Below are 12,835 nucleotides of genomic sequence, written 5' to 3'. Positions count from 1 at the left end.
TATAAAATATGTATATTTCAAAATTTCAGATTTGTAACTATAAATCATTTAAAGATTCTACACTGTTAGAATTTAAGCCTGGTATCAATATTATCATTGGTCAAAATAATGTTGGTAAGACGGCTTTTTTAGAAGCATTAGAATTAAATTTTAGTGACCATCCTCATAAGAATATTAGAAAATTACAAAAATTACAGCCTCAAAAAAAACGTCAGTCTTCACCATTAACAAATTTATCGACGGTTAATATTACATTTAATCTTGATATATCAGATATTTATCTTATCCTAAAAGAAATAAATATTTATGCTTTAATAAATGATAATTTTGAAAAAGACTTAAATTTATTAAAAGAATGGATTGGTAATTGCAGCATGAAAGAATTTTGTATTTATGATTACAATCCAAATAAAGAAAATAATTATTTGAGAAAAAAATTAGATATTCCAGATGGTATTGATATTTTTTGTATTGATAAGAATAGTATGAAATCTCGTAGAAAAATAGAAGTTATAAACATAATTATTAAAGAAAATAATATACAGACCACCAAACAATTCATTTATGATAACCAGCGTGCAAATATTAGATTAGAAGAAGCTTTTTTTGATGTGTTTAAAAGTAACTTTGGAAGTAAAATTTATAGATTTGAATCAGAAAGGTTTCATCTTTGTAGCTGCTCAACAGGAATTAAGTCAAAGTTAAGACCGGATGCCAGCAATTTAGCTGAAGTCATTAATCAACTACAAGCACGGGGAAATAAAAAAAATTATAAAATTTTTAATAATTATATTAACATTATATTTCCTGATATTAAAAGTGTTTCTGCTGAGTTAAACCCTAAAACTTCAACAAAGGATGATGAATACGAGATTTTAGTGTGGTCGCCTGAAGCTGACCAAGAAGATATTAAAGATTTTGCATTACCTTTATCTCAATGTGGAACTGGAGTTAGTCAGGTATTCGCAATATTATATGTTGTAATAACTACTTCTGAATCTCAAGTTATTATTATTGATGAACCTCAGTCATTCCTTCACCCTAGTGCTGCCAAGAAGTTAATAGAAATCCTTAAAGAGTTTCCTCAGCATCAATATTTTATTGCTACCCATTCTCCTCAAATTATAACGGCTGCTAACCCTGCAACAATTGTTCAACTCTCCTATATTGATGGGGAAACTAAAGCCCAAATAATTGATGCTAAACAAACAGCACAATTGCGTTCACTCTTAGATGAGTTGGGAGTAAGCTTGTCTGATGTGTTTGGGGCTGATAACATTTTGTGGGTTGAAGGGCCTACTGAGGAAAAATGTTTTCCTTTAATTTTGGATAAATTAACTGATATCAAGTTAAGGGGAACTCAGATTTTAGCTGTGCAAAATACAGGAGATTTAGAAGGAAAACACGCTGATTTAGTGTTTGATATTTATGACAAGCTTAGTGGAGGTAATACATTGTTTCCAGCAGCTATAGGTTTTATCTTGGATGAAGAAGGGAGGACACAGCAGAAAAAAGACGACTTAAAAAGACGAAGTAAAAAAAATGGTAATAAATTAGAATTTCTAACTCGAAAACTTTATGAGAATTATTTACTTGAGCCTGAAGCCATAGCTCATGTTATTAATCAAGAGGATTGCAGCAGAGACCAACCTATTTATGAAAATGAAATCCAAAGTTGGTTAGATGTCAATAAAAACCAATTCATTAAAGAAACATCAGAAGACGCAGATTGGTTAAAAGTTGTAGATGGAGCAAACCTTTTAAAAAAGCTGTTTTCAGAAAAAACCGATAATAAAGTGTCATTTATAAAAACAAAACATTCCTATGAGCTAACCGAGTGGCTGTTAAAAAATAAATCAGATTCTTTACAAGAAATAGCTAATTTATTGATAAAGATTTTAAATCCATAATATTACCATCGGGATTAAAAACAAAAATTAACCCCCTTGCTCTTGTAGAGAAAGAGGGTTAAGGATTCGATCATAAATTGACAATCCTATTTAATCCAACCTGCACTTAAAATAACAGTAATTCCCATAAAAATAATCGCTAACATCCAAGTAATCCGATTTAAGGTAGTTTCGGCACTTTTGGCGCTAGTAAATAATTGAGCTTGTCCACCAATACCACCAATACCGTCGCCTTTAGGACTATGGAGTAAGACCAGAATAATAATCCCTACAGCAGATAAAGACCAAATTGCTTGTAATACTTGAGTAACCATGTTAAGAAGTTGATAATTTGAACAGAAAAATTAAAGCGTCAAACCTTTAATTATAACCTATTTTTTAGGGAATTAGGTTAAAGTTTTACCCGCATCGGAGTCCGATTTTCCCGAACTTCATAGGCGGCGGATTCAATCATAGAAACACCCGTCATTTCCGGGGGTTGAGGAATACCCAAAATCTGCAAAATCGTGGGGGCGATATCCGCTAAACAGCCATCTGTCCGTAAAGGAATATCGGTTCCGTGACCTGGGATTTTGCGTTTTTCCCCTTCTACTAGGATAAAGGGAACGGGGTTAGTTGTGTGGGCTGTCCAGGGATTTCCTTCGGCGTCGCACATATATTCGGCGTTACCATGGTCAGCAATAATAATCGCCGTCCCCCCAGCTTGACTAATACTTTGTAATAATATCCCTAAACAGTGATCAACGGTTTCAACCGCTATCACCGCCGCCTCCATAATCCCCGTATGTCCGACCATATCAGGATTAGCGTAATTAATTACAATCATTGAGTAAATTCCCTTTTCAATACCCTCAATTGCCACATCTGTTACAGCTTCGGCGGACATTTCCGGTTGTAAATCATAAGTAGCAACGGAGGGACTGGGAATTAATTCTCGGTCTTCCCCCGGATAGGGTTGTTCTAAACCGCCATTAAAAAAATAGGTGACATGGGCATATTTTTCTGTTTCCGCCGTGCGTAATTGTTTTAACCCATGTTCAGCGATAACTTGCCCGAGAATATTATTCAGATTTTGGGGTTCAAAAGCAACTAAAACGGGAAAATTAGAGTCATATTGAGTCAAAGTTACAAAGCTCAGGGGCTGAATATAGGAACGTTCAAAATCCTTAAAATCAGCATCAACAAACACCTGAGTTAACTCCCTCGCCCGGTCAGGACGGAAGTTAAAGAAAATCACCCCATCCCCGGCTTCCACCGCCCCAGATGCGATTCTACAGGGCAACACAAACTCATCTTTTATGCCTTCAGAATAGGAAGATAACATCACATCGGCGGCCGATAATCCATTACCTTCCCCATCGGTAGTCATGATATCATAAGCTTGTTTAACTCGATCCCATCGTTTATCTCGATCCATGGCATAATAACGGCCACTAATTGTTACAATACGACCGATACCAATAGCATCAATTTGTTCTTGAAGTTGCTTAATATATTTAATTCCATCTTTAGGATTAGTGTCTCGACCATCCATAATGGCATGAATACAAACATCTCTAATATTTTTAGCTTTTGCTAAGTTTAAAAGTCCGTATAAATGATCTAAATGGGAGTGAACACCACCATCAGAACATAAACCCATCAAGTGTAACTTGCCGTTTTTATCTAAAACATCTTGACAAACTTTTAACAATGCCGGGTTATTTTGAATTGTGCCATATTCAACCGCATCGGAAATTCTAACTAACTCTTGAGGGACAACGCGCCCCGCACCAATATTCAAATGACCCACTTCTGAATTTCCCATTTGACCCACGGGTAAGCCCACGGCCTTCCCAGAGGTGCGAATTAGGGTTCTGGGGTAAGCTGTCCACAGACTATCCATCACCGGGGTATTGGCAACGGCTATGGCATTTCCGTCGGTTTGTTCACGATAACCCCATCCGTCCAAAATGATAAGTACAACGGGAGATACAGATTTTGGTGCCATACTTAAGTTACCTTTTCCTGCTTGTGGTGATTTCTGGCTAGATTATACCTTATGGGGGAAGTCTGTTAATCACGAGAACTTGACAATGCCACCTATAAAACTTAAAATTCAGCCTTTAAAAGCTGATACAAAATCTAAATTTTTAGGGCGTTTAATGAAATTTGCGATCGGTCTCCTCGGCTTCCTTAAACCTTATTTACGATGGATAGTCCTAGGAGGAACATTATTTTTCTTGGCTGCAAGTTTTAGAAAGCATTGGCAAGAAATTTCAGAAATTGATATTAGTTCAACGGGATGGCTCTATCTCGGATTAGCTCTGATTATTACCCTTTGCGCCCATATTTGGTCAGCCTTTGTCTGGTTAATTATTGTTAAAGAGTTTAAGCAAATAATTAGACCCCGTTGGGGATTACAGCTTTATTTAATCACTAATCTTGCGAAATATCTGCCGGGGAATATTTGGCACTTTTATGGGCGAATTATGGCGATGAAAGACTCTGGTATTGCCCTAGAAGCGGCGGCATTAAGTGTATTACTTGAGCCTTTGATCCTGGCAGTTGCCGCATTAGGGTTGGCATTAATCAGCTATCATAGTTCCTATTGGATTATACAAATTCTAGGTTTAATTGCTTTAGGAATTGGGATTCATCCTCGGATTTTGAACCCAATTCTGAAATATTTAGAAACCTCAAAATTTAAAAAACAACTGTCTGATTTTCCCAAAGAAGCCTCCTGTCAATTAGATCATTATCCCCTCAAACCCCTATTCGGAGGAGCAAGTTTCGTTTTGTTAAGATGGTCGGGTTTTATGTTGACTTTACTCGCCTTAACTCCCCTAACTTTTGAGCAAATTCCGATATTATTAGGAGCCTATAGTTTTGCTTGGTTATTGGGGTTATTAATTCCGGGTGCCCCCGGAGGATTAGGAGTTTTTGAAGCCACTATTTTAGCTTTATTGAGTCAACAATTTTCCCCGGCTATTTTATTGGGTGCGATCGCATTTTACCGTTTAGTCAGTATTCTCGCTGAAACCCTGGGTGCATTATTAGCCAAATTAGATCAAAGATTTTTAGATAATTCTAATTGATAAGTTTTAACTAATAAGTCAATTCCCGTAATCGCTGTACCAACAACCACAGCATAAGCACCTAAATCTAAGGCTTTTTTAGCCATTTCTGGTGAAGAAATTCCGCCTTCACAAATTATAGGAACTGGCAATTTTTGAACCATTTGGGTTAATAAATCAAAGCCCGGGGGAGATTGATTTTGGGTGGCTTTTGTATAACCATATAAGGTTGTTCCTACACAGTCTGCACCCGCTTCTACCGCTTCTATAGCTGCTTCTAAACTATCCACATCCGCCATCACAAATTTGCCTAATTCCTGATGGATTTTAGCAATTAAATTCTTTACAGTTTCTCCTTGGGGACGTTCTCGCAAGGTAGCATCAATCGCAATTATATCAGCCCCGGAGTTAGCGATCGCAATGGCATCTTCAAATCGTGGCGTAATATACACATCAAACCCTGGAATTTGTTGTTTCCATAACCCAATAATAGGCTGAGAAACCCATTTACGCACGGCTTCAACATGGGCTGGGGTATCTATTCTCACCCCTAATGCTCCTTGGTTAACGGCGGCTTTAGCCATGGCTGCAATTACAATCGGATCATGTAAGGGGGAATCAATTGGTGCTTGACAGGAGACAATTAATCCGTGAGTTAAGATGGAAAAAAGATCGGATTTCATGTTAGATTTATTAGGGTAGGGCTGTTTCATTTTCTATTATAAACCCTAAGACGTAACCCTCTAAACTATTATGAATATATCCTTAACTCCTGAGCTTGAGCAGTTTGTTCAGTCAACAGTCAAAAACGGCAAATATTCATCGGCTTCTGAAGTCATACTAGCGGCGTTACAATTACTAAAAGAACAGGAAATTTTAGGGGTTATAAATCCAGTTTTGTCAGAGGGTAAGCAAAAATCAAACTATGATTTCTCTGATTTGGTGGGGCGATTAAATTGGCAGGGGGAAGCAGTAATAATACAGAGGAATCTACGCGATGAGTGGTAATCGCTATGTGTTGGATACAAATGCTATTGTAGCTCTACTTCAAGGAAATATTCAACTCATCGAATTACTTAAAGATGCTGATTGGATCGGAGTTTCAGTTATTAGCCAAATAGAGTTTCTGGTATTTCCTGGGTTGACTCAAGATGATCGTCAGATTTTTGATCAGTTTCTGCAAAGAGTTGAGGTTATGGATTTAGCCACAATTGATATTGTTTTAATTGATAAAATCATTGAAATTCGCCAGCAATATCGCTTGAAACTACCAGATGCAATTATTACAGCAATGGCTATCCAAAATTCAGCTAGTCTGGTGACAGCCGATCAAGAGTTGGCAAAGGTAACAACTTTAATGGTAATTAATTGGTAGCGATCGCTCTTGAATTAAACCAGGTTTTGGGAAAGGGAAGGCTTTTTTAATGATGACTAGAGGCAACCATTTCTTTAATCAAAAATCAATTATTTTGAATTAAAACGGTCTATTTCTTGTTGAAATATTTCTTTAAAAATTTGGGTGGCTTGAGGTTGAATAATTTGGGAGAATCGTTGGACTGATTCTTGTAATAATTGGGGCATAACAGTAATTGTTTTTTTACCTGTGGGGGTTTGATAAAAGTCAATCATAGTTTGTAAATCTTCTTCTGTAAAAAATTTATCGTACAGGGGATAATAAACTTTTTCCATAATTTGGTTAAAATCAAGTTTTTCCATTAATCTTTGATTATATTGGGTGAGAATGCGACTCATATCTTGGTTGATTTTATTAATCATTTCTTGTTTTTTTTCTGGAGAAATTCCTGATGTTTCTGGGACAATAGATTCTAAAATACCAGTAAATTCTTGTTGAAGTTGGGTGGCGGAAATTTGGCTAACCTGTCTAAATAGTTTTTCTCCTCCGGTGATTTCTATTAATTCTCTGATCAGTTTGCGTTTACTTTCAGAAACAGATTGTTGAGATAATTCTAATTCAGGTTTTAGAGTAGATTCTGCTTTGACAGGTATAGGGAAATTTACCCCTAAAGATAAAATAGTTCCGAGTAATAAAATTCGCTTTAAGAACATAAAAAACTCTCCTGATTTTTGAAATTATCTTACCAAAAATGCGATCGCGTAGCCACTGCCTTATTTAATTTATATCTGTTGCTCTGGCAATTCTAAATCAAAGGTAATACTTTTGGATACAAGATTGGTAACTTTATAAAAAATATTATAGTCTTAAAAACAGGTATAATGTTTTACAGAAAACAAAATATTCCCTAAAATTAACGATGACACCCTCACAATATTTTGATTATCAGAACATTCAACCTATTAGTCAACCCATCGAACCCAAGAAACAAGGCGCAAAACGCCATTGGGGTAGTCATCCCTATTTTACTCGACGAGCTTGGAATGTTGTTCAAGAATATATTCGCACTTTTAGCCAACCGGGAGATATTATTTTAGACCCTTTTGGGGGTTCAGGGGTGACAGCAGTTGAATCTTTAGTATTGCGTCGCCAAGCAATTCATTGTGATATTAACCCAATGGCTAATTTTATTTGTTCTCAAATTGCTGTTAGTCCCATTAATATCGAGAGTTTTAGAATAGCTTTCGATGAAATAGAAAAAAAATGCAAAGATGCCATTAATTTAGCTTATTCACTTTCTGATGAAGAAGCTGAAAATTTAGAAATAAAATATTGGTATCCTCAAAATGTGAAAATGCCTAAAAATGGCAAGCCAGATTATATTGAACAACTGTTTACTAAACGTCAATTTTTCTGTTTATCATTATTATTAAATGAAATTAATACAATTCAAGATTTAACCATTAAGAATCTGATGAAATTTGTTTTTTCCGCCAGTTTAAACAAAACTAACTTAACATTTAGTTCTACTCATGGCCGAAAAGCAAGCAGGGGAAATAGTGGAATTATGCACCGTTATAGTTATTGGATTCCGCCACAAACACTGGATCTAAATGTTTGGGAAGTTTTTGAACAAAAATTTAAGTATATTGTTCAGGCGAAACTAGAAACTAACTTATTAATTGAAAATTTTTATCAAGATAACTTCTCTATATTCAATGTTTCAGCTACAAATTTAACTGATAAAATTCAGCCAGAGTCTATTGATTATATTTATACTGATCCCCCTTATGGTAAACATATTGCCTATCTGGATTTGTCTACAATGTGGAATGCTTGGCTAGGTTTTGAAGTCAGTGACGAAGCTAGACAATTAGAAGTGATTGAAGGCGGAGATTTAAACAAATCTAAACAAGATTATATTAATTTGCTCCATGCTTCTATAGCTGAAATGTTCAAAGTTCTTAAATTTGATCGGTGGATGAGTATTGTCTTTGCTCACAAAGATCCTGCTTTTTGGGATGCTATTGTTAAATCAGCACAAGATTCAGGATTTCAGTATGTTAATTGTGCGATTCAGACCTCAAGTACACCTTCTTTATACAAACGACAAAATCCCCTCAAAGTTTTATCGGGTGAGTTAGTATTAAATTTCATAAAAGTTAGAAATCCTAAAACAATCGCTATTAGTAAAGTCGGTACTGATGTTGTACAATTAATTAAAGAAGTAGCTGAATTAACCATTGTCAAAAATTCCGGTGCTTCTACAGAAGATATTTATAATGCTTTAATTCCTAAATTGTTAGAAAACGGCTTATTGAATCAGGTTAAAAAACAATTAGATGATATTACACCTATTCTCAACGAAGAATTTATATTTTCTGAATTGGATCATCTTTGGAAGATTAAACCCAATACAAAAATAGGCTGTTTTATTCCTCTGGAAGATCGGATTCGTTTTTATCTGATCGATTATTTACAATTCCTAGAAAGACAAGAAAAATCAGCCACCTTCGATCAAATTATATTGAATGTAATGCCAAATCTAATTAATGGCACAACCCCGGCCAATCAAACCATTTTAAATGTTTTAGAAAAAATTGCCTATTCCCCCGATGGTAAACACTGGCAATTTGGTAAATCTGATATCATTCAAATGGAATTAGATTTAGGAATTTCCTTTGAAAATCCTTTATTTCCAAGTCTCGATTTTCCTAAAGATCCTAATAAAATAGAACACGATTGTATAATTTATATTTTAGCTAAGATAGCTCTATCGGCAGGTTTAAAAGTTCATATAGGCAAAAAAGAACAAGCTACAAGTCACTGGAATGGAGAATCTTTTAATCAGCTATCCTTGAATAAATTGCCGATTCAGAAACCTCTAACAGATTGGCAAAAAAATAAAATTCAGCAAATTGATTTAATTTGGTTTGACAATCAAGGTGATCCCGTTTTTGCTTTTGAAGTCGAAACAAGTACCCCAATTACAACCGGAATTGAAAGGTTTATGGAAGTATTAGAAATCTTTCCAAACCTGGCGAAAAGTCTGGTTTTAATTATTCCTCCTAAACGATTAAGCAAAATGAATAAATTACTTAAAGATTCTCACTATATTGGTCATCCTTTATATATGGAAAATAAATTAGTCTACAGTTTTTCTCAGAAAATTGTAGAAGTTTACCAAAAAGTATCTGCTCTTAATCCTGTTAACTTAGAAACAGTGATTCGAGAAATTCAGTTAACTTTAATTGCGCCTAGTTTGAAATAGTCACCGACTGATTCAGAAACAAGGTTTTTTGTCAACAACAGTTTTGGTGCGTGGGCGGGAATAGCCACACCCTAGAGATTTTAACCAAAGATTAAAATATATGGTATAATCCAAAATTCGTTGTGTAATCTTTATACAGAATTTGATTAGAATGGCAACACAGCCAACTATTGCGATCTCTCATCTCGGTTGCGAAAAAAATCGCATTGATACCGAACATATCCTGGGCTTATTGGTACAGGCAGGTTATCAGGTTGATTCTAACGAAGAATTAGCGGATTACGTTATTGTCAATACCTGTAGTTTTATCGAAGCCGCCCGGGAAGAATCGGTTCGCACCTTGGTAGAATTAGCCGACGCCAAGAAAAAAATTGTGATTACCGGGTGCATGGCCCAGCACTTCCAAGAACAACTTTTAGACGAACTCCCCGAAGCCGTTGCCGTTGTGGGAACCGGAGATTATCATAAAATTGTCGATGTGATCAGACGGGTGGAACAGGGAGAACGAGTTAAAGAAGTTTCCGCCGAACCCACCTATATCGCCGATGAAACCGTCCCCCGTTATCGTACCACTAGCGAGGGAGTTGCCTATCTGCGGGTAGCAGAGGGTTGTGACTATCGTTGCGCTTTTTGTATCATTCCCCACTTGCGCGGAAACCAAAGATCGCGTACTATAGAATCAATTGTTACTGAAGCCCAGCAATTAGCCGAGCAAGGGGTTCAGGAAATAATCCTTATTTCTCAGATCACGACCAACTACGGACTGGATCTCTACGGTGAACCCAAACTGGCAGAATTATTAAGGGCATTAGGAAAAGTTGATATTCCCTGGATACGGATGCACTATGCGTATCCCACGGGGTTAACCCCAAAAGTAATTGCAGCAATGCAAGAGACCCCTAACGTTTTACCCTATTTAGATTTACCGCTACAACATTCACACCCCGATGTGTTACGGGCAATGAACCGTCCTTGGCAAGGGCGAGTCAACGATCGAATTATCGAAACGCTGAAAACCGCTATACCAGATGCGGTGCTTCGTACCACATTTATTGTTGGTTTCCCAGGAGAAACTGAGGAACATTTTGAACACCTGCGGGAATTTGTGCAACGCCACGAATTCGATCACGTCGGCGTGTTTACCTTCTCTCCCGAAGAAGGAACCCCTGCTTATAAATTGCCGAATCAACTGCCTCAAGGGATAATGGATGCCCGTCGGGATACCTTAATGGAGATACAGCAACCCATTTCCCTCAAGCAAAATCAAAAATCCATCGCCCAGGTGGTAGACGTTCTCATTGAACAACAAAATCCCCAAACCGGAGAATTGATCGGTCGTTCTTCCCGTTTCGCCCCAGAAGTAGATGGCTTAATCTATATTGAAGGCGATGCTCGTTTGGGTTCAATGGTGAAAGTCCAAATCACCGATGCTGATGTTTATGATCTCTATGGTTACGTCTTAGAATAAAACGTTAGCCCTTAAAAGCTTACAGGTAAGCCATTTCACCGAAATCGCCGCAAATTTTAAGAAATTTGTTGTTATATTTCTGAATGTTAAGCGTTATCCTAGAGAGAGATGGTCTATAAAGAGTCTGATTGACTAAACAACCTCAATGGTTGTGACAAAAAGTGAGTTCAGGAACTTTGAAGACCTTGGAATGTAAATAAGGTTCCAAGATGCCCAAGAGACAGCGTAACTCAACGTTTGTAGAGAGCTGCGTCAAGCGTTATAGCAAAACTAATAAACCTCTGCATTGTAGTAAAAGTGTCTCAAATGGATAGGGTAAGGTCAGGAACCGGGCTAAAACACATAGATAGGAGAATGAATGAGTCCATCTTTTGCAAGCTTAGGAATTTCCGAAGAACGTGCTAGTTATCTGGAAACAATAGGCTTTAGCGAGCCAACCACCATTCAAGTCGAAGCAATTCCCCATATTTTGTCTGGACGGGACGTGGTGGGACTGGCTCAAACCGGGACGGGCAAAACAGCCGCCTTTTCATTGCCCATTCTGGAGCAACTGGATACAAGTGCAAAGGGCGTACAAGCGTTAATCCTGACCCCAACTCGGGAGTTAGCCATGCAGGTTAAAGAAGCGATTCGGAAAATGACCGATGATCGCAGCTTGTATATTTTAACCGTTTATGGCGGTCAGTCGATTGAACGACAAATCCAACGGTTACAACAGGGCGTGCAGATTGTTGTTGGCACACCTGGACGGATTTTAGATTTACTCAACCGGGGGAATCTGAAATTTGACCGGATTAAGTGGTTAGTGTTGGATGAAGCCGATGAAATGTTAAGCATGGGCTTTATTCAGGATGTAGAAAAAATTCTGGAATCCGTTGCTGAAGATCGGCAAACGGCGTTTTTCTCGGCTACGATGGAGCCTTCGATTTGGAAACTGGTGAAGAAATTCCTCAAAAATCCAGTCACCATTAAAGCTGAAAACCCCAAAGCTACTCCCAAACGCATTGAACAGCGTGCTTATATGGCTCCCCGTGGGTGGTCAAAAGCCCGGGCGTTGCAACCGATTTTAGAATTAGAAGATCCAGAATCAGCGATTATTTTTGTCCGCACTAAACAGGCTGCTGCGGAGTTAACTACTTTCCTGCAAGCCGCAGGTCACAGTGTTGACGAATATCATGGTAACTTGAACCAAACCCAACGGGAACGGCTGCTACAACGCTTCCGCCGTCGTCAGGTGCGTTGGATCGTGGCCACGGATATCGCTGCCCGGGGATTGGATGTGGATCATCTCAGCCACGTGATTAACTACGATTTACCCGATAACGCCGAGAGTTATGTGCACCGGATTGGTCGTACAGGTCGCGCCGGACGGGAAGGGATCGCAATTACGTTGATTCAACCGATTGATCGCCGGAAACTGCGGTTAATTGAGCGCCATTTGAATCATAACTTTACGGTGTTGTCGATTCCTAAGCGCTCGCAAATTGAAGGCCGTTATATTGAACGACTTCAAGGACGAGTGCAGGAAGCCTTAACGGGTGAACGGGTTGCCTCTTTCTTACCGATTGTGGCCCAATTGAGTGAGGAATACGATCCCCAGGCGATCGCCGCGGCGGCTTTACAACTGGCCTACGATCAAACTCGCCCCAGTTGGTTAGATTCCGAATTCCCGGCTGAGGAAGAAGAAATGCCACTCCCGTCTTCTAAACCGAAATTAAATCGTCGGGTGGTTCCTCGTCCTTCGGTGTCCCAGGGCGTTGAATAGGATTCAACGAA

At 38.0% G+C, this 12,835-nt stretch carries 11 protein-coding genes and 1 pseudogene; 8 read left to right on the top strand and 4 right to left on the bottom strand.

All coding sequences use genetic code 11. The features are described 5' to 3' along the window. The first annotated feature begins 8 nt into the window (after positions 1–8). Complete coding sequence (locus NMG86_RS09815; RefSeq protein WP_026797543.1) at positions 9–1,910, top strand: AAA family ATPase; 1,902 nt, start codon at positions 9–11, stop codon at positions 1,908–1,910. Between the two features lie 86 nt (positions 1,911–1,996). Here NMG86_RS09815 and secG read toward each other — a convergent pair whose 3' ends face one another. Together secG and gpmI are read right to left on the bottom strand one after the other, a co-directional pair. Next, positions 1,997–2,224: a preprotein translocase subunit SecG gene (gene secG / locus NMG86_RS09810; RefSeq protein ID WP_026797542.1), complete on the bottom strand. Its 228-nt coding sequence runs from the start codon at positions 2,222–2,224 to the stop codon at positions 1,997–1,999. A gap of 77 nt (positions 2,225–2,301) precedes the next feature. Beyond that, positions 2,302–3,900 carry a 2,3-bisphosphoglycerate-independent phosphoglycerate mutase gene (gene gpmI / locus NMG86_RS09805; protein ID WP_026797541.1) on the bottom strand — a complete coding sequence of 533 codons (1,599 nt, stop codon included), beginning with the start codon at positions 3,898–3,900 and terminating at the stop codon, positions 2,302–2,304. Between the two features lie 85 nt (positions 3,901–3,985). Between gpmI and NMG86_RS09800 the strand changes: the two genes are divergently transcribed. Then, a complete protein-coding gene (locus NMG86_RS09800; protein WP_337587929.1) occupies positions 3,986–4,987 on the top strand; it encodes a lysylphosphatidylglycerol synthase transmembrane domain-containing protein in 1,002 nt (333 codons plus the stop codon). Here the strand turns inward: NMG86_RS09800 and NMG86_RS09795 are convergent. After that, entirely contained in the window at positions 4,960–5,649 is a 690-nt protein-coding gene (locus tag NMG86_RS09795; RefSeq protein ID WP_026797539.1) for an N-acetylmannosamine-6-phosphate 2-epimerase, read from the bottom strand. The genes NMG86_RS09800 and NMG86_RS09795 overlap by 28 nt on opposite strands. Before the next feature lie 70 nt (positions 5,650–5,719). Here NMG86_RS09795 and NMG86_RS09790 point away from each other — a divergent pair, with 70 nt between their 5' ends. Then, positions 5,720–5,974, top strand: coding sequence for a type II toxin-antitoxin system ParD family antitoxin (locus NMG86_RS09790; RefSeq protein WP_026787124.1), 255 nt, complete (start codon positions 5,720–5,722; stop codon positions 5,972–5,974). Beyond that, positions 5,964–6,341, top strand: coding sequence for a type II toxin-antitoxin system VapC family toxin (locus NMG86_RS09785; RefSeq protein WP_026787125.1), 378 nt, complete (start codon positions 5,964–5,966; stop codon positions 6,339–6,341). Before NMG86_RS09790 ends, NMG86_RS09785 begins: the two co-directional genes overlap by 11 nt. Before the next feature lie 89 nt (positions 6,342–6,430). On the opposite strand, the gene NMG86_RS09780 is transcribed toward NMG86_RS09785, so the two are convergent. After that, positions 6,431–7,033, bottom strand: a complete 603-nt coding sequence (locus tag NMG86_RS09780) for a DUF2059 domain-containing protein (RefSeq protein ID WP_026787126.1) — start codon at positions 7,031–7,033, stop codon at positions 6,431–6,433. A 161-nt stretch (positions 7,034–7,194) separates the two neighbouring features. Here NMG86_RS09780 and NMG86_RS09775 point away from each other — a divergent pair. The 4 genes and pseudogenes from NMG86_RS09775 to NMG86_RS09760 all read left to right on the top strand — a co-directional run. Next, positions 7,195–7,485, top strand: a pseudogene (locus tag NMG86_RS09775) (DNA methyltransferase); the annotation flags it as partial. 12 nt (positions 7,486–7,497) lie between these two features. Continuing rightward, entirely contained in the window at positions 7,498–9,591 is a 2,094-nt protein-coding gene (locus NMG86_RS09770) for a type II restriction enzyme NmeDI-related protein (protein ID WP_498607896.1), read from the top strand. A gap of 151 nt (positions 9,592–9,742) precedes the next feature. After that, complete coding sequence (rimO, locus tag NMG86_RS09765) at positions 9,743–11,059, top strand: 30S ribosomal protein S12 methylthiotransferase RimO (RefSeq protein ID WP_026793706.1); 1,317 nt, start codon at positions 9,743–9,745, stop codon at positions 11,057–11,059. A gap of 358 nt (positions 11,060–11,417) precedes the next feature. After that, complete coding sequence (locus NMG86_RS09760) at positions 11,418–12,824, top strand: DEAD/DEAH box helicase (protein WP_026787128.1); 1,407 nt, start codon at positions 11,418–11,420, stop codon at positions 12,822–12,824. The last annotated feature ends 11 nt before the right edge of the window (positions 12,825–12,835 follow it).

Origin of the sequence: Planktothrix rubescens CCAP 1459/22, from assembly GCA_904830895.1 — a bacterium.
Lineage (GTDB): Bacteria > Cyanobacteriota > Cyanobacteriia > Cyanobacteriales > Microcoleaceae > Planktothrix > Planktothrix agardhii.
Note: the sequence above shows the minus strand (reverse complement) of the source record. Positions and strands in the feature narration are given on the sequence as shown.

Excerpts from the sequence above, each read along its gene's own strand:
- gpmI (WP_026797541.1), bottom strand. The coding sequence starts at position 3,900 with ATGGCACCAAAATCTGTATCTCCCGTTGTACTTATCATTTTGGACGGA.
- NMG86_RS09785 (WP_026787125.1), top strand. The coding sequence starts at position 5,964 with ATGAGTGGTAATCGCTATGTGTTGGATACAAATGCTATTGTAGCTCTA.
- rimO (WP_026793706.1), top strand. The coding sequence starts at position 9,743 with ATGGCAACACAGCCAACTATTGCGATCTCTCATCTCGGTTGCGAAAAA.
- NMG86_RS09795 (WP_026797539.1), bottom strand. The coding sequence starts at position 5,649 with ATGAAATCCGATCTTTTTTCCATCTTAACTCACGGATTAATTGTCTCC.
- NMG86_RS09760 (WP_026787128.1), top strand. The coding sequence starts at position 11,418 with ATGAGTCCATCTTTTGCAAGCTTAGGAATTTCCGAAGAACGTGCTAGT.
- NMG86_RS09770 (WP_498607896.1), top strand. The coding sequence starts at position 7,498 with ATGGCTAATTTTATTTGTTCTCAAATTGCTGTTAGTCCCATTAATATC.
- NMG86_RS09780 (WP_026787126.1), bottom strand. The coding sequence starts at position 7,033 with ATGTTCTTAAAGCGAATTTTATTACTCGGAACTATTTTATCTTTAGGG.
- NMG86_RS09800 (WP_337587929.1), top strand. The coding sequence starts at position 3,986 with ATGCCACCTATAAAACTTAAAATTCAGCCTTTAAAAGCTGATACAAAA.
- NMG86_RS09790 (WP_026787124.1), top strand. The coding sequence starts at position 5,720 with ATGAATATATCCTTAACTCCTGAGCTTGAGCAGTTTGTTCAGTCAACA.
- NMG86_RS09815 (WP_026797543.1), top strand. The coding sequence starts at position 9 with ATGTATATTTCAAAATTTCAGATTTGTAACTATAAATCATTTAAAGAT.
- secG (WP_026797542.1), bottom strand. The coding sequence starts at position 2,224 with ATGGTTACTCAAGTATTACAAGCAATTTGGTCTTTATCTGCTGTAGGG.